General features: G+C 65.8%; 13 protein-coding genes. 8 read left to right on the top strand and 5 right to left on the bottom strand.

Annotated elements, in window-relative coordinates; all coding sequences use genetic code 11:
- Positions 1-89 precede the first annotated feature (89 nt).
- Both ppdK and NLM33_RS16660 read left to right on the top strand, forming a co-directional pair.
- A complete protein-coding gene (ppdK, locus tag NLM33_RS16665; protein WP_254097090.1) occupies positions 90-3,011 on the top strand; it encodes a pyruvate, phosphate dikinase in 2,922 nt (973 codons plus the stop codon).
- 531 nt (positions 3,012-3,542) lie between these two features.
- A complete protein-coding gene (locus NLM33_RS16660; protein WP_254097089.1) occupies positions 3,543-4,988 on the top strand; it encodes a cell wall hydrolase in 1,446 nt (481 codons plus the stop codon).
- Positions 4,989-4,992: 4 nt separating this feature from the next.
- On the opposite strand, the gene nadC is transcribed toward NLM33_RS16660, so the two are convergent.
- The 3 genes from nadC to nadA form a co-directional block, all read right to left on the bottom strand.
- Positions 4,993-5,868 carry a carboxylating nicotinate-nucleotide diphosphorylase gene (gene nadC, locus NLM33_RS16655; protein ID WP_254097088.1) on the bottom strand — a complete coding sequence of 292 codons (876 nt, stop codon included), beginning with the start codon at positions 5,866-5,868 and terminating at the stop codon, positions 4,993-4,995.
- Positions 5,869-5,882: 14 nt separating this feature from the next.
- Entirely contained in the window at positions 5,883-7,490 is a 1,608-nt protein-coding gene (locus tag NLM33_RS16650) for an L-aspartate oxidase (RefSeq protein ID WP_254097087.1), read from the bottom strand.
- 165 nt (positions 7,491-7,655) lie between these two features.
- Complete coding sequence (gene nadA / locus NLM33_RS16645) at positions 7,656-8,762, bottom strand: quinolinate synthase NadA (RefSeq protein ID WP_254097086.1); 1,107 nt, start codon at positions 8,760-8,762, stop codon at positions 7,656-7,658.
- Between the two features lie 375 nt (positions 8,763-9,137).
- Between nadA and NLM33_RS16640 the strand changes: the two genes are divergently transcribed.
- The 6 genes from NLM33_RS16640 to NLM33_RS16615 all read left to right on the top strand — a co-directional run bounded on the left by NLM33_RS16640 (position 9,138) and on the right by NLM33_RS16615 (position 18,562).
- Positions 9,138-10,403 carry an MFS transporter gene (locus NLM33_RS16640; protein ID WP_254097085.1) on the top strand — a complete coding sequence of 422 codons (1,266 nt, stop codon included), beginning with the start codon at positions 9,138-9,140 and terminating at the stop codon, positions 10,401-10,403.
- Between the two features lie 40 nt (positions 10,404-10,443).
- Positions 10,444-11,430, top strand: coding sequence for an MDR family oxidoreductase (locus tag NLM33_RS16635; protein WP_254097084.1), 987 nt, complete (start codon positions 10,444-10,446; stop codon positions 11,428-11,430).
- Positions 11,431-11,541: 111 nt separating this feature from the next.
- Positions 11,542-12,141 (top strand): hypothetical protein, encoded by a 600-nt coding sequence (locus NLM33_RS16630; RefSeq protein ID WP_254097083.1) that lies wholly within the window; start codon positions 11,542-11,544, stop codon positions 12,139-12,141.
- A gap of 473 nt (positions 12,142-12,614) precedes the next feature.
- Positions 12,615-14,357, top strand: coding sequence for a methyl-accepting chemotaxis protein (locus tag NLM33_RS16625; RefSeq protein ID WP_254097082.1), 1,743 nt, complete (start codon positions 12,615-12,617; stop codon positions 14,355-14,357).
- 434 nt (positions 14,358-14,791) lie between these two features.
- The gene (locus tag NLM33_RS16620) at positions 14,792-16,528 is read left to right on the top strand and encodes a methyl-accepting chemotaxis protein (RefSeq protein ID WP_254097081.1); all 1,737 of its coding nucleotides are present in this window, start codon (positions 14,792-14,794) and stop codon (positions 16,526-16,528) included.
- Between the two features lie 345 nt (positions 16,529-16,873).
- Complete coding sequence (locus NLM33_RS16615; protein WP_254097080.1) at positions 16,874-18,562, top strand: methyl-accepting chemotaxis protein; 1,689 nt, start codon at positions 16,874-16,876, stop codon at positions 18,560-18,562.
- A 3-nt stretch (positions 18,563-18,565) separates the two neighbouring features.
- Here the strand turns inward: NLM33_RS16615 and NLM33_RS16610 are convergent, their stop codons facing one another.
- Both NLM33_RS16610 and NLM33_RS16605 read right to left on the bottom strand, forming a co-directional pair.
- Positions 18,566-21,271 carry a DUF2339 domain-containing protein gene (locus NLM33_RS16610; RefSeq protein WP_254097079.1) on the bottom strand — a complete coding sequence of 902 codons (2,706 nt, stop codon included), beginning with the start codon at positions 21,269-21,271 and terminating at the stop codon, positions 18,566-18,568.
- A gap of 45 nt (positions 21,272-21,316) precedes the next feature.
- Positions 21,317-22,285: an NAD regulator gene (locus NLM33_RS16605; RefSeq protein WP_254097078.1), complete on the bottom strand. Its 969-nt coding sequence runs from the start codon at positions 22,283-22,285 to the stop codon at positions 21,317-21,319.
- Positions 22,286-22,305: the final 20 nt, after the last annotated feature.

Raw genomic sequence — 22,305 nt, 5'->3', positions numbered from 1 at the left:
CATCCCCCATCAGTCCGACTTGCGCGAGCCCGCTCAAAATGGTGTAAGGCCCGCGATTTCCCGTTCCTCTCGCAGGTTGTGTGCAAGCCATGGCCAAAGCCGCCTCGAAGCCTAAAAAAATGCCAGCGAAATCAAAGCCCTCCGCAAAGGCGAAAGCCGCCCCGGCGGCCCGCAAGGCGCTGCCCAAAAGCGCTGTGAAGACCGCTGCCAAGCCAGTCGCCAAGCCCGCAGCCAAGACTCTGAGCAAGACTCTGAGCAAGCCTTTGACCAAGCCGGTCAGCAAGCCGGCTGCGCCCAAGGTCGCCGCGAAGGCGGCGCCTGGCGTCGTCAAGGCAGGCAAGTGGGTCTACACCTTTGGCGACGGCAAGGCCGAGGGCAAATCCGAAATGCGTGACCTGCTCGGCGGCAAGGGTGCCAACCTCGCCGAGATGGCCAATCTCGGCCTGCCCGTGCCTCCCGGCTTCACCATCCCGACCTCGGTCTGCACCTACTTCTACGCCCACGAGAAGGCCTATCCGAAGGAATTGAGAGCGCAGGTCGAGAAGGCGCTCGACTATGTCGGCAAGCTGACCGGCAAGGCGTTCGGCGATGCCAAGAACCCGCTGCTCGTCTCGGTGCGCTCCGGCGCGCGCGCCTCGATGCCGGGCATGATGGACACCGTGCTCAATCTCGGCCTCAACGACGAGACCGTGGAAGCGCTGTCCGAATTGTCGGGCGATCGCCGCTTTGCCTATGACAGCTATCGCCGCTTCATCACCATGTATTCCGACGTGGTGCTCGGCTTCGAACATCACCACTTCGAGGAAATCCTCGACACCTTCAAGGACAGCCAGGGCTACGCGCTCGACACCGATCTCACCGCCGAGGACTGGGTCGACCTGGTCGGCAAGTACAAGGATGCGGTGGCGCGCGAGACCGGCAAGGAGTTTCCGCAGGATCCGCACGACCAGCTCTGGGGCGCGATCGGCGCCGTGTTCTCATCTTGGATGAACGCGCGCGCGATGACCTACCGCAAGCTGCACGATATTCCGGAATCCTGGGGCACCGCGGTCAACGTGCAAGCCATGGTGTTCGGCAACATGGGCGAGACGTCGGCGACCGGCGTGGCCTTCACCCGCAACCCCTCGACCGGCGAGAGCAAGCTCTACGGCGAGTTCCTGATCAACGCGCAGGGCGAGGACGTGGTGGCGGGCATCCGCACGCCGCAGGACATCACCGAGGATGCGCGGAAGGAATCCGGCTCCGACAAGCCGTCGATGGAAACGGCGATGCCGGAGGCGTTCAAGGAGCTGACGCGCATCTACACGCAGCTCGAAAAGCACTATCGCGACATGCAGGACATGGAGTTCACCGTCGAGCGCGGCAAGCTCTGGATGCTGCAGACCCGCGGCGGCAAGCGCACCGCCAAGGCGGCGCTGCGCATCGCGGTCGAGCTCGCCAATGAGGGCCTGATCTCGAAGAAGGAAGCCGTGACGCGCATCGATCCTGCTTCGCTCGATCAGCTGCTGCATCCGACCATCGATCCCAATGCCAAGCGCGACGTGATCGCGACCGGCCTGCCGGCTTCGCCTGGCGCGGCCTCCGGCGAGATCGTGTTCTCCTCGGATGAAGCCGCCAAGCTCCAGGCCGACGGGCGCAAGGTCATCCTGGTCCGTATCGAGACCAGCCCCGAAGACATCCACGGCATGCACGCGGCCGAGGGCATCCTCACCACCCGCGGCGGCATGACCTCGCACGCGGCGGTGGTCGCGCGCGGCATGGGCAAGCCTTGCGTCTCCGGCTGCGGCACGATCCGTGTCGATTACGGCCGCGGCACCATGAGCATCGGCTCGCGCACCTTCAAGACCGGCGACGTCATCACCATCGACGGTTCGCTCGGCCAGGTGCTCGCCGGCCGCATGCCGATGATCGAGCCGGAGCTGTCCGGCGAGTTCGGCACGCTGATGAACTGGGCCGACCAGGTCCGCAAGATCGGCGTGCGCGTCAACGCCGATACGCCGGAGGATGCGCGCACCGCGCTCAAGTTCGGCGCGCAGGGCATTGGCCTGTGCCGCACCGAGCACATGTTCTTCGAGGAGACGCGCATCCGCACGGTGCGCGAGATGATCCTCTCCGAGGACGAGCAGTCGCGCCGTGCCGCGCTCGCGAAGCTCCTGCCCATGCAGCGCGCCGACTTCGTCGAGCTGTTCGAGATCATGAAGGGCCTGCCCGTCACGATCCGGCTTTTGGATCCTCCCCTCCATGAATTCCTGCCGCACACCCACGCAGAGGTCGAGGAGGTGGCGCGCGCCATGAACACCGACCCGCGCCGCCTGGCTGACCGCGCGCGCGAGCTCTCGGAGTTCAACCCGATGCTCGGATTCCGCGGCTGCCGTATCGCGATCGCGTATCCCGAGATCGCCGAGATGCAGGCGCGCGCGATCTTCGAGGCCGCGGTCGAGGCGCAGCGGCGCACCGGCAAGGCCGTGGGCCTCGAGGTGATGGTGCCGCTGATCGCCACCAAGGCCGAGCTCGACCTCGTCAAGGCGCGCATCGATGCCACCGCCCAGGCGGTGATGCGCGACACCAACACCAAGCTCGCCTATCAGGTCGGCACCATGATCGAGCTGCCGCGCGCCTGCCTGCTCGCGGCCGAGATCGCGCAGTCGGCGGAGTTCTTCTCCTTCGGCACCAACGACCTGACGCAGACCACCTACGGCATCAGCCGCGACGATGCTGCGAGCTTCCTCGGTCCCTACGTGACCAAGGGAATCTTGCAGATCGATCCCTTCATCGCGCTGGACCAGGAGGGCGTCGGCGAGCTCGTCAAGATCGGCGTCGCGCGCGGCCGCAAGACTCGCGCCTCGCTCAAGGTCGGCATCTGCGGCGAGCACGGCGGCGATCCCGCCTCGGTGGCGTTCTGCCACGCGATCGGCCTCGACTACGTCTCCTGCTCGCCCTATCGCGTGCCGATCGCACGCCTCGCCGCCGCCCAGGCCGCGCTCGGCAAGGCGGCCGCAAGCCAGGCGTGAACGAGATTTAGATCGGACAACGAAAGAGGCGGGGCCAAGGCTCCGCCTCTTTTCATTTCAAGCTCCGCCCCGTCCACGTCGTCATTGCGCAATGACGAGATTCTTGCACGCTCGTCCCATACTCTTGATGTCATCGCCCGCGAAAGCGGGCGATCCAGTATCCAGAGACAGTGACGTATACGGAGAAGCCGCGGCGTACTGGATGCCCGGCCTTCGCGGGGCATGACAGCGGTTGTGTGGAAGGACCGTTGCGCAATGACGGCGTTTGTTGTCGCGCGTCCCGCAATGACACACCGCGTGAAGAGTTCCTTCACCATATGCGTTGACCAGGCATTTACCTGTTTGCGTGAGGTCGCATTTACCAACGCGCCCGATCTCCCCGCGAAAACACCTGCGATTGCTTGAGTGTGGTGCACCTGCAACGTCGATTAACTCCGCAGCAACCTAAATTAGATAGCAACAAAAAGGATCGAATTGCACGGACGCACTGCCTTCGATCTTCTCTAGCGTAAGCGTTGCGTGAGCGTATCGATGTTTGTGTTGCGTAACCATCCGAAGGGCGCGCGGTTCGCGTCCTTCGGTTTCGGTCTCTGCATCTTCGCATTGGTGCCGAGAGAGACCGGATATCAGGACATTGCTTCGCTGCTCGCGCGGCAACCCGGCGTCGCCGAGCGCTGGCAGAAGCAGGTATTTTCCGCGGCGTCCTCGATCCAGCTCGCCACCTACAGCTTTGCCCGTCCGATCGGGACCGCGGTTCCGCAGAGCGCGAGCTATCGCCTCGCCAGCCTGGACGACCGCGACATCACGGGCAGCATCGCGCGCAATCCGGCGCTCCAGACGCCACCGCGCTATCAGGCCGCTGATTTTCCGCGCGTGGATCGTACGCTGAAGGGCGATCGTCTCGCGACCGTCACGCCCGCGCCGGCTGAGCCGGCGGCGCCATCCGCCGCGCCCGCCGCGCAGGATCCCGCGACATCGAACAGCTCGGTCTTTGGCGCCAAGACGGCCGCGTTGCCGCAGGCGATGTCGCCGGAGTCCGCGGCCGCGCTTGATCCCGAACTCGAGGAGGCGCTGCGCGCGCCGCCGCTGCCGCAATATTCAGGCACGCCATCGGCAAGCGACACGGCGCTGTCGCTTGCGGCACAGCCGCTCAACGATTTGAAGCGGGTCCCGGCCGCGCCGGCGCGCGATCCCTTCAGCGTCAAGACGTCGAACCTGTTCTTCGGCCGCTCGTCGCTCGGCGGCAGTCTCGAGAGCATGGAGAGCTGGCAGCCCGGCGCCGAGCCGCTGATCGTGATGCCGGACCCCGACATGAAGGTGATGGCCTCGCTGCCGCAACCGTCGGAGGAGGTCGCGAGGGCGACCGAGAGCGGCGAGAGCGTTGCGCCCAAGGGCGAGGTCAACGCCGACGACCAGCGCGTCAGGTCGCCGGCCGAACGGCTCGCCCTCGACGAGAAGTCGCGCGCCAGATCGGAGAAGTGCCTGGCTGAAGCCGTGTACTTCGAGTCGCGCGGCGAGGCCGTGCGTGGCCAGATGGCGGTTGCGCAGGTGGTGATGAACCGCGTGTTCTCTGGCAAATATCCGGACACCGTTTGCGGCGTGGTCTATCAGAACAAGTACCGCCACTTCGCCTGCCAGTTCACCTTCGCCTGCGACAACAATCCCGACGTAATCCGCGAGCCCGACATGTGGGAGCGCGCCAAGAAGATCGCGAAAGCGACGCTCGACGGTCAGATCTGGCTGCCCGAGGTCGGCAAATCGACGCACTACCACGCCTATTGGGTGCGCCCGTCCTGGGTCGCCGAGATGAAGAAGATGTACAAGTTCGGCGTGCACACCTTCTACCGGCCGCGCGCCTGGGGTGACGGTAGCGAGGAGCCGAGCTGGGGCACGCCGGCGCAGACCGCCGCGCTCTCAGCCGAGCTCGCGCAGGAAGCCAGGAGCTCGGCCGAGCTCGGCGCGACCGAGCGGCGGTAGCGGCTTACGCCTCGATATCCAGCGCGCAGTCGAAATTCGGTGCCGAGTGCGTCAGCGCGCCGGACGAGACGTAGTCGACGCCGGTCGCTGCGATCGCCGGGATCGACTCCAGCGTGACGCCGCCGGATGCCTCCAGCGCAACGCGACCCTCCGCGAGCTTCACCGCCTCGCGCAGCGTGGCGATATCCATGTTGTCGAGCAGCACCGCGTCGGCGAGGCCGGTATCGAGCACTTCGCGCAATTGCGCCAGCGTATCGACCTCGATCTCGATCTTCACGAGATGGCCGGCGTGGCTGCGGGCGCGCTCCAGCACCGGGCGGATGCCGCCAGCGACCGCGATGTGGTTGTCCTTGATCAGGATCGCGTCATCCAGGCCAAAGCGATGGTTGAAGCCGCCGCCGCAGCGTACTGCGTATTTCTCCAGCGCGCGCAGCCCCGGCGTTGTCTTGCGCGTGCAGCAGATCCGCATCTTGCTGCCTTCGGTCTGGCGGACGTAGTCGGCCGTCAGCGTCGCAATGCCGGAGAGCCGGCCGACGAAATTCAGCGCGGTCCGCTCGGCCGTGAGAATGGCGCGGGCAGGGCCTGACATCGTCAGCACGCGCTGTCCGGCCTTGACGCGCGCGCCATCTCGGACGTGCGCCTGCACCTCGATGGCATCGGAGAGCTTCTGCAGCGTCGCCAGCGCCAGCGGCAGACCGGCGATGACGCCAGCCTGGCGCGCCACCAGGATCGCGCGGGCCGTGTTGGCCTCGGGGATCGTCGCGAGCGAGGTGATGTCGCCGGCGCGGCCAAGATCCTCGTCGAGTGCACGGTGCACGGCCTCGTCGATCGCAAGCGGCGACAGGAAGGCGTCGGGATGAAGCAGGGAAGCTGGGGTCATGACAAGGGTCTCCGTCAGGCGATCATGGCTTGCGCCGTCCGGCGCGCGGGCTGTTCGGTCAGTGCTTCGGCGATCTCGCGTGCCGCGGCGAGCGTCGTCATGGTGCGCTTTGCGAACGCAGGCGCCTCGGCCGGATGGTCGGAGCGGAAATGCGCGCCGCGGCTCTCGCGCCGCGTGAAGGCGGATGCGGCAACGAGCAGCGCCGCGGTCGCCATGTTGCGCAGCGCGGCGCTGCCGGCATCGCGCTCAAGCACCGCAAAATGTTCCACAGCCTGCACAAGCCCGTCGCCATCGCGGATCACGCCGACATGCGCGCTCATCATGGCGCGCAGACTGGTCTCGGCCCGCGTGTCGATCGCGGCGTTGCGCGGCGTCACCAGCGCTTCCGGCAACCAGGCCGGTGAGGGGATCGCGCGGCCGGCGATGTCCTCCGCGATGCGGGCGGCATAGACGACGGCCTCCAGCAGCGAGTTCGAGGCGAGCCGGTTGGCGCCATGCGCGCCGGTCGACGATACCTCGCCGCCGGCCCAGAGCCCGTCGATGGACGTACGGCCGCGGGCGTCCACGGCGATGCCACCCATATGGTAGTGCGCGGCGGGCGCAATCGGGATCGGCTGCACCGCCGGATCGAGGCCGGCCGCAATGCAGCTTGCATGGACGGTCGGGAATTTCTCGGCGAAGCGCGCACCCAACGCCTCCCGCGCATCGAGGAACGCGCCGCGGCTTGCAGCGGTCTCCGCGAACACGCCGCGTGCGACGATGTCGCGCGGCGCCAGTTCAGCGAGCGGATGGCGTGCCGCCATGAAGCGCTCGCCCTTGCCGTTGATGAGCGTTGCGCCTTCGCCGCGCAGCGCTTCGGTCGCGAGCGGCGCCGGATCGCGGCCGGCCATGATGGCGGTCGGATGGAACTGCACGAACTCCGGATCGGCGATGACCGCTCCGGCCCGTGCCGCGATCGCGAGCCCTGATCCGCTTGCTTCCACCGGATTGGTCGTGACGGCGTAGAGATGTCCGATGCCGCCGGTGGCCAGCACCACCGCACGCGAAGCGATGGTGACGGGACGCGACGTCACATTGCTGGCGTCACGGAGCTGAAGCCCGGTGACGGCGCCGTCCTCGGTCAGCAGCGCCTCGGCGACAAGGCCTTCGATCAGACGGATCGACGGCGTGTGTCGCACGGCCTCGCTGAGCGCCGCAATGATTGCCGCGCCCGCCATGTCACCGCGCACATGTACGATGCGCCGCGCCGAATGCGCGGCTTCGCGACCCACCGCGAGCCTGCCCTCGAGATCGCGGTCGAAGGGCACGCCGTAGTTGAGAAGATCGTGAATGCGCGGTGCTGCCTCGCGTGCAATCCCGAGTGCGACTGCTTCATCGACGAGACCAGCGCCGACTGCGACGGTGTCGGCCGCATGCGCTTCGGGGCTGTCACCTTCGCCGACCGCTGCCGCGATGCCGCCTTGCGCCCAGGCGGATGATGCGCCTTGTCCGAGCGGCGCTGCCGAGATCAGCGTCACCGGCCGCGGCGCCAGCTTCAGCGCGCAGAACAGCCCGGCGAGGCCGCCGCCGACGATGACGACGTCGTCGGTGGTGCGGGTGAGATCGTGGATGGTGTTGGGCATGGTTGTCTCCTCATTGTCGTCCTGGCGAAAGCCAGGACCTATAACTCGCGGCAGAAATTGTTTTGCGAGGCTGTTTGACGTCGTTCTTCGCAACGACATCTGCCTGTGGTTATGGGTCCCGGATCTGCGCTGCGCTTGTCCGGGACAACAGCGTTGGTTGTCGCGCTAATTCCTCAGATTGATCATCCGCTCGACCGAACGCCGCGCGCGCTCGGCGATGGCGGGATCGATCGTCACCTCTTCACCGAGCGTCAGCAGGCTGTCCAGAATGTTCGACAGCGTGATGCGCTTCATGTGCGGGCAGAGATTGCAGGGGCGCAGCATCTCGACGTCGGGCAGCTCGGCGCGCACATTGTCGGCCATCGAGCATTCGGTGATCATGACGAGCCGCTTCGGCCGCTTCTCGCGCACCCAGTTGATCATGTGCGCGGTCGAACCGGTGAAGTCGGCCTCCGCCAGCACGTCCGGCGGGCACTCCGGATGCGCGATGATCTGCACCGACGGATCGGCGTCGCGAAATGCGCGCAGCTCTTCGCCGGTGAAACGTTCATGCACCTCGCAGGCGCCCTTCCAGGCGATGATCTTCACGTCGGTCTTCGACGCAACGTATTTCGCGAGGTACTGGTCGGGCAGGAAGATCACGCTTCCCGCGCCGAGGCTTTCGACCACCTGCACCGCGTTCGACGAGGTGCAGCAGATGTCGACCTCGGCCTTCACTTCCGCCGAGGTGTTGACATAGGCGACGACGGGCACGCCCGGAAACTTTTCGCGCAGCAGGCGCACGTCCGCACCCGTGATGCTGGCGGCGAGCGAACAGCCGGCGCGGGAATCCGGGATCAGCACCGTCTTGTCCGGATTGAGCAGTTTTGACGTCTCCGCCATGAAGTGCACGCCACACTGCACGATGACGTCCGCCTTTACCTTGGTCGCCTCGACTGCGAGCTGGAGCGAGTCGCCGCCGATGTCGGCGACGCAGTGAAAGATCTCCGGTGCCTGGTAGTTGTGCGCGAGGATCACCGCGCCCCGCGCCTGCTTCAGCTCGTTGATCGCTTTGATGGTCGGCGCCATCAGCGGCCACTCGATCGACGGGATCACGTGCTTCACGCGCGCGTAGAGATGCGCCGTGGCCTGCTCGACCTGCGGTGTCCATTCCAGCAGGGGCCGCGGCAATGCGGGGCGGTGATTGTCGACGGACTTGCGTGCGGTGGGAGCGGGGTCGCCCTGAGGCCGCTTGGTAAAATCGTCGGGACCATAAATTCCAGAGATCGGCATTGAAGCCTCCCGTCATATATACTCAATTTGAGTATATATGATCTGTTAGAAATCCGGCCTTTCTAGGCCGGTTGGGTTCGCGAGCCGCATCAGGATTGGCCGGACACCATCCGCAGCTCGGAGATGGGTCGGCAGCTCAGGTTGATATGCTCAATATGAGTAAATCAAACATAGCATGGGAGAGCGGTGACCGCCAGACCCATCCGGACACATTCCCGTGCTTCTCGCCCGTGCTCTCGCCCGAGCGCTCACCCCGCGCGGGATTTGCAGGGCTGCAATGCCCGGCATCCCTCTTGGGATTTTCATGCAGATGCATTAACTGGTTCCGCGCGGCGGCCGATTCCGGACCCGCCAACGGCAGAAGAGGGAAATTGCATGTCGGCAAGCGTGGGCGACGTCGGTCCGGTTTCGCGTTCTTCCACTCCTCCTTCTTCCTGGCGCACGCCAGCGATCATCATTCTCTGCGGCTGCGCCATCGGCATGCTGGGCTTCGGTCCGCGCTCGAGCCTTGGCTTCTTCGTCCAGCCGATGAGCCATGAATTTTCCTGGGGCCGCGACGTCTTCGGCCTCGCAATCGCCGTGCAGAATCTGTTGTGGGGACTGGGCCAGCCGTTTGCCGGCGCGGTCGCCGATCGCTTCGGTCTGTTTCGCGTGATGTGCGTCGGCGCCGTGCTCTATGCCGGCGGTCTGCTGCTGATGCGTTATTCCTCGACGCCGCTCTCGCTCAACATCGGCGCCGGCGTGATGGTCGGCTTCGGCCTTGCCGGCTGTTCGTTCAATCTCGTGCTGTCGGCCTTCAGCAAGCTCCTGCCGGCCGAGAAGCGCGGCCTCGCGCTCGGCGCCGGCACTGCGGCCGGCTCGTTCGGGCAATTCCTGTTCGCGCCCGTTGGCGTCGCGCTGATCGACAATTTCGGCTGGCAGCAGGCGCTCACGGTGTTCGCGGGCCTGATGCTTCTGATCATTCCGCTCTCGTTCGCGCTGTCCACGTCGCCGGTTGCGAGTTCATCCAGCACGCCGGCCACTGAGGAGCAATCCTTCACCAGGGCGCTCGCCGAGGCCTTCGGCCACCGCTCCTATGTTCTGCTCGTGCTCGGCTTCTTCACCTGCGGCTTCCAGCTTGCTTTCATCACCGTGCATCTGCCGGCGTTCCTCGTCGATCGCGGCATCTCCACGCAGGTTGGCGGCTGGGTGATCGCCGCAATCGGGCTCTTCAACATGGTGGGCTCGCTGAGCGTCGGCTGGCTGCAAAACTATCTGCCCAAGCGCTACATCCTCTCGACGATCTATTTCATCCGTGCACTCGCAACGCTCGCCTTCATCTCGTTCCCGATCACGCCGTTCTCGGCGATCGCCTTTGGTGCGGTGTCCGGCCTGATGTGGCTCTCGACCGTGCCGCCGACCTCGGCGCTGGTGGCGCTGATGTTCGGCACACGCTGGCTCGCAACCCTCTACGGCTTTGCCTTTGTCAGCCACCAGGTTGGCGGCTTCCTCGGCGTCTGGCTCGGCGGCATCGTGTTCGAGCGCTTCGGTTCCTACACGCCGATCTGGTGGCTCTCGATCCTGTTCGGCGTGCTCTCCGCGCTGATCAATCTGCCGATCGTGGAGAAACCGGTTCAGCGAGCGGTTGCGCAGCCTGCCTGATCGGCTAAACATCCCCTGAAACAAGTCAGGGAGTGCAGTCGTGGCAACGTTCAGGGCGATCCGGATCGACAAGGCGGACAAGGGCACGACCGCCGCATTGACGCAGTTCGACGAAGCCGAACTGATGGAAGGTGACGTCACCGTGCGCGTCGAATGGTCGACGCTGAACTACAAGGATGGCCTTGCGCTCACCGGCAAGGCGCCGGTGGTGCGCCGCTTCCCGATGATCGCCGGCATCGATTTCGCCGGCACCGTCGAGCAGTCTTCCCATCCGCAATGGAAGGCGGGCGACAAGGTCGTCTGCACCGGCTGGGGCATGGGCGAGACGCATCTCGGTGCCTATGCCGAGAAGGCGCGGGTGAAGGGCGACTGGCTGGTCGCGTTGCCGCAGGGCCTGTCGGCGCGCGACGCCATGGCGATCGGCACCGCCGGCTTCACCGCGATGCTCGCGGTGCTGGCGCTGGAGAAGCAGGGCATCTCACCGAAGAGCGGCCCCGTGGTGGTGACGGGCGCGGCCGGTGGCGTCGGCTCGGTTGCGACCGCCGTGCTGTCGAAACTCGGCTACCACGTCATCGCCTCCACCGGTCGCGCGGCGGAAGCGAGCTATCTGAAGGACCTGGGAGCGGCCGAGGTCATCGACCGCAACGAGCTGTCCGCGCCCGCAAAACCGCTCGCCAAGGAGCGCTGGGCTGGTGGCGTCGACAGCGTCGGCTCGACCACGCTCGCGAATCTTTTGTCGATGACGAAGTACGGCGGAGCGATTGCCGCCTGCGGACTTGCCGCCGGTATGGATCTGCCGTCCTCGGTCGCGCCATTTATTTTACGCGGGGTGTGCCTTCTCGGCATCGATTCGGTGATGTGCCCGATTGCGCCGCGGAAGGCTGCCTGGCAGCGCCTGGCGTCAGATCTGGATCGGACGAAACTCACTGAAATCACTAAGGAAATTCCGCTCGACCAAATTGTCGAGTGGGGGCCGAAGATTCTCGCCGGCGAGGTCCGCGGCCGCATCGTGGTAAAAATTCTCTAACGGCGTTCAGACTTTACCAACCAAGCTGCTTCAATGTCGCCACGGTTAGTATGGTAAGCAGCGGGTAAAGAGATCAGGCTTGCCCGCTACTGGGGTCGTCGGAGTAAGAGCATGCTTGCGCGTATTGTGTTGGGAGCCGTTACGGCGGCAGCTGCGATTGTGCCGGCCGTTGCAGGAAGCATGAACGCCGATGAGGCGCGCCGCTTTGTCGCCGGCAAGGTGTTCGCCTTCACCTGCTTCGACGGGACCCGCGGGGCAGGTCGCATTCTCGACGACCTCGGCGCCGCCGGCGCGGTGCAGTTCTCGGGCGCAGGCCCGGTCCGCCACCTTCGCCTGCCCGGCAACACACTCCAGATCCGCGGCCAGAACGTCTGCGCCTCGATCAAGGGCATTCCGTTCGAACCCTGCTTCAACCTGGAAAAGACCGATGATCGCAGCTTCCGCGGCTCGGTCTCGGGCATGGGCTTCGCCTATTGCGATTTCCACCACCAGGGCGGCAACCAGATGCTGATGGCGCGCGCGGTGGCGCGGCCGCGATCGCTGCATGCGCCGCGCACGACCGGCTCCGTCGGCGCATCCGCTACCGAAGTTGCCGCGCGTGTCGAGACGCCGCGCGTCGAGACCGGCCGCATCGAGCCGGTGAAGTCGGAAGCAAAGCCCGAAGCGCCGAAGAATGAAGGCCCGCTCGAGTTGCGCCGCTCGACCGACTGAGCCTTGCAACGAGCGCATATGCTTTTCCGCGCCGTTTTCGTTGAAACCTGACGAGCTGTGATCGCCGCCGCGCCGTAGTCATACGGGCAGCGGTTTTCATGCCTTGGTAGCTGTTCGCGCCACAGCCTTGCGTGACGGTCGGCAGGGAGCGGCCCGATACGAAGGCTCGACGATGGCGCTGTACTATTTTCGGATCAGCACCGGGCGCTATTCGCGGCCGGTTTTTCGAATCAGCGTGCTCGGGGATGCCATCGGCTGCAAAGGCACCTAGCGGCGACTTCAGGCTGCAATTTACAACTATGGCGAGATTTGATCCTTTCAATTTCAATTATTTAGCGTGAAATCTCAGTAGTTCTCCGAGGGCCCCCGTTAACCAAAAGATCGAACTCTGACCGGTAGCTTTCCCGACAAGGGCGATCAACGTCCGTGCCGCCGGCAATGACTTGGCTGCGCGTTTCCGGGGAAACGTATCCATGCTGAGCCTTGTCCAGAATTTGCGGATCGGTACCAAGCTGGCGGCCGCGTCGGCGCTTGCCGTTCTACTTGTCGTATCGATGATAGGGAGCCAGATGATCGGCAACGCGAATATTCGCGAAACCAGTCAGAAAGCCCACGCGCAGCAGGAGATCGCGCAAGCCGCCATCGAAGCCAAGGTCGCAGTCCGCGGTATGCAGCTCAGCGTCCGCGACGTTCGACTCGCCAACAGTTCGGCGGATCTTCAGAAGGCCGGCGACGCCTTGGCCGAGCGGCAGAGAGCCGTAGATGCGCTCGTCGATACGATGCTGAAGCTGTCGCATGCTGCGGAAAACCGTACGCGGATCGAGAAGCTGAAGTCGCTCGCCGCGGACTATGTCAGGGGCGCGCAACAGATATCCGGGGTGCGGAGCGAAATCGTGGCAGCTGCGAGCGCAGGCGCGGACGGCGCCGCTCGTGTCGCCAAGCTGAACGAAGAGGCGGTTCGCATCGCGCGCGAAACGACCCTGCCGATCGCCGCCGAACTGGACACACTGACCAATCAAATCGTGGATCTTGCCAGGCAAAAGTCGGAAGAGGAGAACGCAGAGGCCGCACGAGCAATGGTCGCAATTGAACGGCTCTCGACGGCCGTTGGAGCCTGCGTGGTGGTCGTCCTCGTCGGCACTTGGCTGTTTTCCTTCATGACCATTGCGCGTCCGATGCGTTCTCTGACCACGGCGATGGACGAACTGGCCGGTGGCAACTTCTCCGTGGTGCTGCCAGGGCTCGGCCGCAAGGACGAGGTCGGCGGCGTCGCCGCGGCGATCGAGAAGTTCAAGATCGTGTCCGAGCAGAAGGCGCGCGAGGAGGCCGAGACCAAGATCAAACAGGACCAGATCGCCGCCGCGCAGCGCAAGGCCGAGATGCACAAGCTCGCCAACAGCTTCGAAGCCGCCGTCGGCGAGATCGTCGATACCGTGTCCTCCGCTGCGACCGAGCTCGAAGCATCGGCCTCGACGCTCACCTCCACTGCGGAGCGCGCGCAGGAGCTGACCACGATGGTCGCCGCGGCGTCCGAAGAGGCTTCCACCAACGTGCAGTCGGTGGCCTCCGCGACGGAAGAGCTGTCGTCGTCGATCACCGAGATCAGCCGGCAGGTGCAGCAGTCCGCGCGCGTCGCGGGTGAGGCGGTCGGCCAGGCCCGCACCACGACCGAGCGCGTCAGCGAATTGTCCAAGGCGGCCACCCGCATCGGCGACGTGGTCGAGCTGATCAACACCATCGCGGGCCAGACCAACCTGCTCGCGCTCAATGCCACCATCGAGGCGGCGCGCGCCGGCGAGGCCGGTCGCGGCTTCGCCGTCGTGGCCTCCGAGGTCAAGGCGCTGGCCGAGCAGACCGCGAAGGCGACCGGCGAGATCGGCCAGCAGATCTCCGGCATCCAGACAGCGACGCAGGAGTCGGTTAGCGCCATTCGCGACATCAGCGACACCATCGAAAAGCTGTCGGAGATCTCCTCGACCATTGCCGCCGCAGTGGAAGAGCAGGGCGCGGCGACGCAGGAAATCTCGCGCAATGTGCAGCAGGCCGCGCAGGGCACCCATCAGGTGTCGTCCAACATCACCGACGTGCAGCGCGGGGCGGGCGAGACCGGGTCAGCCTCCACGCAGGTGCTGGCCGCGGCTAAGTCGCTCTCCAGCGACAGCAACCGGCTCAAGCTCGAGGTCGGAAAATTCCTCGACACCGTGCGCGCGGCATGAGCGTGCACGTCTCGCGTTGACGCGCCGTTCGACCGACTGAGCCTTGCGCGCAGTGCGCGCTGGCTTTCCTCGACCATCGACGTTGAACCCAACGCCACCGCCGTCGCGCCGTGTTCACACGGGCGGCGGTTTTCATGTCTTGGATCTCCTCGACGAAGGCGAGCAGCCCGTGTTTCGCGTCAGCCTGGTCGGCGACGCGGTGTAGGAGCGCAGCCGTGCTGGCTAGAAACCGGGCAGCCTACTGCTGCGTGTGGTTAACTTGTTAAGCGCGCGTTCCGTGCTTGTTTTCAAGGGGTTTTCGTTCAATTCCCGTATTTCACCGGTGTGCCCTGTTAACCAAATTGGAATTCCCGTCGCTCAGTTTTTAGGCAAGGGCGATCAACGCCGAGAGCGGCCGACAATGACTTGGCCGCGCCTATCCGGGAAACGTGCCCATGTTGAGCTTTGTCCAGAATTTGCGGATCGGTACCAAGCTGGCGGTGACGTCTGCGCTCGGTATCCTTTTGGTCGTCGCCATGATCGCGAGCCAGATCGTCGGCAACGGCAATGTGCGTCGTTCCAGCCAGGCTGCCTTCGCGCAGCAGGAGCTGGCGCGGGATGCCGTCGAAGCCAAGCTCTGGGTGCGCAGCATGCAGCTCAGCGTCCGGGATATCCGGCTCGCCAACACTGCAGGTGATGTGCAAAAGGCGAGCGACGCTCTCGCCGAGCGCTGGAGGTCGCTGAACGATACAGCCGACGCGATGCTTAAGCTGTCGAAATCGCCGGAAAACCACGCGCGGATCGAGAAGGTCAAGAACCTCTCCGGCGATTATGTCAGGGGCGCCCGGCAGATCGCGGCGATCCGCGGCGAGGCCATCGCAGCAACCGGCGCGGACGCTGCTGCTCGTCTCAGCAAGCTTGCCGAAGAGAGCGCGCGCCTCTCCCGCGAGGTCACGCTGCCGACCGCGGGACAAATGGACGAGGCTACCAGCCAGATTGCCGATTTTGCCAGGCACAGGAGTGAGGAGGAGATCGCCGGCTCCGCGCAGGAGATGGCTTCCAGCGAGCGCATCGGCATACTGGTCGGTGCATGTGCTATGCTTGTCCTGATCGGCTCCTGGCTGATGTCCTTCGTGACGATTGCGCGGCCGATCCGCGCGCTCACGATGGCCATGGACAAGCTCGCCGGTGGCGATTTCTCCGTTGTGCTGCCAGGGCTCGGCCGCAAGGACGAGGTCGGCGGCGTCGCCGCGGCGGTTGAGAAGTTCAAGATCGTGTCCGAGCAGAAGGCGCGCGAGGAGGCCGAGGCCAAGACCAGGCAGGATCAGATCGCCGCCGCGCAGCGCAAGGCCGAGATGCACAAGCTCGCCAACAGCTTCGAAGCCGCCGTCGGCGAGATCGTCGATACCGTGTCCTCCGCTGCGACCGAGCTTGAAGCATCGGCCTCGACGCTCACCTCCACTGCGGAGCGCGCGCAGGAGCTGACCACGATGGTCGCCGCGGCGTCCGAAGAGGCCTCCACCAACGTGCAGTCGGTGGCCTCCGCGACGGAAGAGCTGTCGTCATCGATCACCGAGATCAGCCGGCAGGTGCAGCAGTCCGCGCGCGTCGCGGGTGAGGCGGTCGGCCAGGCCCGCACCACGACCGAGCGCGTCAGCGAATTGTCCAAGGCGGCCACCCGCATCGGCGACGTGGTCGAGCTGATCAACACCATCGCGGGCCAGACCAACCTGCTCGCGCTCAATGCCACCATCGAGGCGGCGCGCGCCGGCGAGGCCGGTCGCGGCTTCGCCGTCGTGGCCTCCGAGGTCAAGGCGCTGGCCGAGCAGACCGCGAAGGCGACCGGCGAGATCGGCCAGCAGATCTCCGGCATCCAGACAGCGACGCAGGAGTCGGTTAGCGCCATTCGCGACATCAGCGACACCATCGAAAAGCTGTCGGAGATCTCCTCGACCATTGCCGCCGCAGTGGAAGAGCAGGGCGCGGCGACGCAGGAAATCTCGCGCAATGTGCAGCAGGCCGCGCAGGGCACCCATCAGGTGTCGTCCAACATCACCGACGTGCAGCGCGGGGCGGGCGAGACCGGGTCAGCCTCCACGCAGGTGCTGGCCGCGGCTAAGTCGCTCTCCAGCGACAGCAACCGGCTCAAGCTCGAGGTCGGAAAATTCCTCGACACCGTGCGCGCGGCATGAGGGTCGGCACACCGCGACAGGTCTGAGCGGGAGCCCTTAGTCCTGATCCCTTCCGGCCGCCGCGTGCCGCGGCGGCGTGCGTTCATGGTGCAATGCGGCGGCGAAGCAATCGCAGGGTTAACGATCCAGAAAACCGAAGCAGGCATCATTCCCGCAATTCGACCGTATTACGTATTACTACGGGGTATCAAATTAACCGCGGCTTGGAACTCGGGGCGCATCTTCGACCCAAAGAGAACCAGCCAGCATTGTTGAACGAAGCACGGTCCGATCGTCTGTTTTGTCGGTCGCGGTGGTAGCGACTGCGTCTGCTCTGCGTAACGTCCATCTGTCGGGATTATTGCCATGTCGAAACTGTCGATCCGATTGAAGATACTGACCGTGTTGAGCGCGCTGGTGCTCGCGCTCGCCGGTGTCGGCATCATGGCGATCAGCACCATGCAGACCATCAACGCGCATACGGTCGAGATTTCCGAGAGCTGGCTGCCCAGCGTCCGCGCGCTGGGATCGCTCCGCGCCGACATCAACGAGCTGCGGGTTGCGCTCCGCCTGCACCTGATGCAGGACGGCGCCGAGGGCAAGGACGCCGCAGAGAAGCGGATGGGGTCGCTGCGCGAGCGCATCGAGACGACGCGCAAGAGCTATGAGCCCCTGATCACCTCGCCCGAAGAGCGGGCCCTCTATGACAAGTGGAGCCAGGCCTGGGCCGAATACCTGAATGGCGTGCAGGAGGTGATGACGCTGTCGCGCAAGGGCGTCGGCCGCTTCCCGACTGACGCCAACGAGCTGCTGCAGACCAAGGTCGCCAAGATGGCGCAGGCCGCCGATCCGCTGCTCCAGCAGGACATCGAGCTCAACAACAAGGGCGCCGAGGCGGAGACGAAGAAGGCCGCCGACAGCTACACCTTCACTTTTCGCATTCTGCTCGGCATCATCGTGACGTCGGTGCTGATCGCGATCGCGGCCGCCTATTTCCTCGTGCAGGACGTCTCGCGCGGCATTGCCTCGATCGTCCGGCCGATGCAGGCCCTCGGCAATGGCGAGCTCTCGGCCGAAGTCCCGCATCGCGGCGCCCAGACCGAGATCGGCTCGATGGCCGATGCGCTGCAGATCTTCAAGGAAGCGCTGATCGCCAAGAAGGCGGCCGACGAGGCGGCGGCGCGCGACGCCGAGGCCAAGATCGAACGGGCGCACCGCGTCGACGGCATCACGCGCGATTTCGAGGCCATGATCGGCGAGATCGTCGAGACCGTATCGTCGGCCTCGACCGAGCTCGAGGCGTCCGCGAGCACGTTGAGCGGCACCGCGCAGCGCGGCCAGGAGCTCGCGACCGTGGTTGCGGCGGCGTCCGAGGAAGCGTCGACCAACGTCCAGTCGGTCGCGTCGGCGTCGGAGGAGCTGTCGTCGTCGATCACCGAGATCAGCCGGCAGGTGCAGGAATCGGCGCGGATGGCGGCGGAGGCCGTCGACCAGGCAGCGCGCACCAACGAGCGCGTCAACGCGCTGTCGCAGGCGGCCGCGCGCATCGGCGACGTCGTCGAGCTCATCAACACGATCGCGGGACAGACCAACCTGCTCGCGCTGAACGCGACGATCGAAGCCGCGCGTGCCGGCGAAGCGGGCCGTGGCTTTGCCGTCGTGGCGTCCGAGGTCAAGGCGCTCGCCGAACAGACCGCGAAGGCGACCGGGGAGATTGGCCTCCAGGTTTCGGGCATCCAGACGGCGACGCACGAATCCGTCGGCGCCATCAAGGAGATCGCCGGTACCATCGAGCGGCTGTCCGAAGTGTCGTCGGCGATCGCCGCGGCCGTTGAGGAGCAGGGCGCCGCCACGCAGGAGATTTCGCGCAACGTGCAGCAGGCCTCGGTCGGTACGCAGGAGGTCTCCTCCAACATCACCGACGTGCAGCGCGGTGCGATCGAGACCGGCTCGGCCTCGACCGAGGTGCTGTCGGCCGCGAAATCGCTTGCTTCCGACAGCACGCGCCTCAAGGTCGAGGTCGCGAGCTTCCTCGAGTCGGTCCGCGCCGCTTGACGCTCACGCGCTGGTCTGCGTGACGGCTGGCTGCGCCTGCCGGCGGAACAGGATCCGCTGGTAGAGCCAACCGATCGCGACCAGCACGATGCCGAGCCCCATGAACGACAGCGCGCGCCACACGCCTGTCAACGTCGACATGTCGATGACGAAGGCTTTCAGGATCGTCAGCGCGATCACGACGGCGGAGGCCAGCCGCGCGCGCTCCGAGTTGACCAAGAGGCCAACGCCGAGCAGCACCACGCCGAAGCCGAGCCAGCCGATCGAATAGGTGTACTGCTCCGCGCCCGTCGTCGCGCCGTAGAGCAGGATCGGCCCGTGATAGAAACGGCGGATCTCCAGCGTTATGTAAACGAGGGCGAACACTAATGCGCTGCCCGCAATCGTGTTGGCGTAGGCTTTGGGGCGATGCCCTGCCACCGCATAGGACAGCAGCAGCATGAGCACCGCCGGCAGCGCATAGCCGAGCAGCAGCAGGTTGAACACGAGGCCGCCGACATCGATGCTGCTGAACAGCCACGGATTCTCCAGGATCAGGAGGCCGAACACGCTGATGAGGCCCGCGATCACCGTGAGCACGATCGCGCCGACATTGTGCACGATGCTGCCGCTGCGCAGCCGCAGCCGTTCGAGCCCGATCGCCATGGCGAGCGTCACGCAGGTCTGGAGCGCGAATTCGAGCAGCGACGGCGGCGACGTCATGTCGCCGCCGGTGGCGAAGTGACGGATTTCCGTGAAGGCGAGCAGCGCGGTGAACAGGATCGCGGCGGCTTCCACCATCCGCAGCGGCGCGTCGTCGCCGCGGCGGTGCAGGAAGCGGCTCGCCGCCCAGAACGACAGCGCCGGCACGCCGTAGCCCCAGAGCAGCCAGTTGAAGATCGGCGTGGTGCCGACGGCATCTCCGACGATCCGCGGGTCGTAGACGATGCGCGCGGTGACGATGCTGGCCAGGATTGCGGCAAGCCAGCGCAGGAAGGCGATCGGCCGCTGGATGGAGATCCAGGCCGTGCCGAGCGACATCAGCGCCAGCGCGATCGTGAGCCAGCCCTTTTCCAGGGCGAAGGTCAGCGCCAGCGCCAGCGCGCCGAGCGTGCCAGTGGCGAACAGGGCAATCGAGATCGCAAGGCCCGGTCGGTTCTCGCGCCGGGAGAGCGCTTCGGTCGCGGCCGCAAAGGCGGCGGCGAGCAGCACCGCGAGGATTGCGAACGGGATCGAGCGGTCGAGATGCGCGATGCGCGCATAGACCGCGACCAGCAATGCGACGGGTGTGAACGTCGCGACAGAGGACCATACCACCGGAATGATCGCGGAGGTCGAGCGTCCCTGCGCCAGGAAGCCGGCGATGCCAAAGCCGGCGGCGAAAGTTGCCGCCATCAACAGATGCAGCGTCACCGAGGCGTCGGTCGCGTTCGGTCCGATGCCGGGCATGGGACCGCCGGGCAGCACCAGCATGTCCGGATTGGCACGTACCGCCCAGTTGGCGAACACGATGAAGACGATGGCTGCGGCGGCGCCAAGCGCACCGGTGGCGGCCGGCGCCCGCCAGGCAACGAGCAGCGTCCCCGCGACGAGCATGGTGAAGGCGATCAGCACGACATTGTTATGGAAGCTCGCCAGCACGACCAGCATCGCGCCGAACAGATAGACGGCGAGCGAGCCGGAGGAAACCGGCTCGATCTGGCCGTCATCGATGCTGGGGCCGAACAGAAAGCCGCAGACCACGAGCAGCGCGGCGAGGACGAAGCCAGCCATCACGTGAAACACGTGCGGCCCGGCCAGTTCTGGGCCACGTTCCAGCCCGGGGAAGGTCCACAGCAACGCGAACACGGTGGTGGTGACCGCAAGCCAGCGCCACAGCCGGATGCGCGCGAGGCCAAAGCTGGCCGCGGTGACGATGGCGAGATAGACGTAGAGCGCCCAAAAATCCGGCTTGTCGCTGGAGACGAGGATCGGCGTCATGAAGGCGCCGACGACGCCGAGGCCGGCGAGCGCGCGTCCGTGCAAGAGCGCCGCGGCCAGCGTGCCCATCGCGACGAGGCCGAGCAGCACGAAGGCGGTTGCGGGGACGAGGAAGTCGTAGAGCGCATAGGCCGCATAGATGGTGGCGAACGCGACAGCCGTGCCGGCCGCAGTGAGGATCCCCGGGATGTTTGCGGTCGGCAGTGCTTCGATCGCTAGAGTGCTCTCCCTGCGGCGCGTCCATTCGCCGGCACCGAGCAGCCCCAGCGCGAACAGGCCGCCGAGAAACACGCGCACGCCGGGGCCGACGAGGCCTGCCTCGATCGAATAGCGCACCATGAAGAAGCCGCCGAGCGCGAGCGCCAGGCCGCCGATCCACACCACCCAGCGGGTGCCGAGCCGCTCTTCGAGACCCGGCCCGGCAGCTGGCAGCGGAGGCGGTGGCGCGGCTTGAGTGGCGTCCGTGTCGATGGGGGGCGGGGTCGCCTGATCGACGACGAGGGGCGGCGCCAGCTCGGCGTCAGGCGTTGGCGGCTCTGCGATGCTCGGCGTCGAAGTCTCAAGCGTCTGCTCCATCTCCTGCTGCGGCGTGAGCGGCGGCGGCTGGACCTGACGCGGAGTGTGCAAATTGGCTTCCAGCGTGCTCAGCCGCCGGCGCAATTCGGTCGCCTGATTGGAGGCCTTCAATGCAATGAGGAAGGCGGCGATTGCGATCATCACCGCGAAGACGTCGAACGGGGCGTCGAACATAAGGCCTCCAGGCGAGCCGCGAAAAGCGACCCGCGTAACATGCTCCTAGCGCCGGGAGCGGACGCGCAAGCCGGGTGCCGGCCGCTCCTGGAGCACTTCGCGGCGGAAGCGATACAGTGCTGCCGGCCGCCCGCCGGTCTGTGTCGACATCACGCCGGTCGGTTCGACCAGAGCCTCGCTTTCCACCAGACGACGGAAATTCTGCTTGTGCAGGTGCCGGCCGGAGATTGCCTCCACCGTGTGCTGCAATTCCGTGAGTGTGAACTCGGCGGGCAAAAGTTCAAAGATGACAGGGCGATACTTCAGTTTTGCGCGCAGTCTTGCAATCCCGGTGGCGAGAATCCGGCGGTGATCGAACCGCATCGAGAGGCCGAGCGCGGGAAGTGCCTTGCGCGCTAATGCCGCAGGACGGCCGTCGCGCCGCGCCTCCTCGATCAGCCCGGCCTCGTAGAGCAACTCGTAACGGTCGAGCACGCGCTCCTCGTCCCAGGCTGCGCCCTCGAGGCCGAAATTGAGCCGCACGCGATCCCTGCGCGGCAGCGCACGGATCGTCTCCGGTGTCTCCTCCTCGGCCCACTGCGTCAGTGCCGGAATGATATCGCGGGCGATGATCGCCGGCGGCTGCTCGCGCCAGTCTTCCCAGGGGAAGAAGCGATACCACGGCTCGAACGACGCGCCGGCCGCGCGCACGCCGTTGTCGGCGGCGCGGGTCAGCGCGAGATAGCCGATCGACACCATATGTGCGCCGGTGTCGGCGGCTTCCGCATGCCGGCCGCGATCGCCAAAAGTGTAGAGCTGCTCAACATAGCCGAGCCTTAAGCCCGCCTGCGCTTCGACCCAGGCGCGCAGGCCGATCTCGAAGGTGCGATGCGTCAGCGCATCGAACGGACCGAAGGGCAGGCCGGCCAGGCCATCGCTGCCGCGCGCGGTGAGGATCAGCGGCTCATGGGCCTCGATCGCGACGATCGCGGCAGTCAGGCCGATCTCGATCGGCGTCAGCAGCTGGTCGCTCATCCGGGAAACGGGTTTTGCGA

Source organism: Bradyrhizobium sp. CCGUVB1N3 (assembly GCF_024199925.1).
Lineage (GTDB): Bacteria > Pseudomonadota > Alphaproteobacteria > Rhizobiales > Xanthobacteraceae > Bradyrhizobium.
The sequence above is the reverse complement of the archived record's forward strand: the minus strand, read 5'-3'. Positions and strand labels throughout refer to the sequence as shown.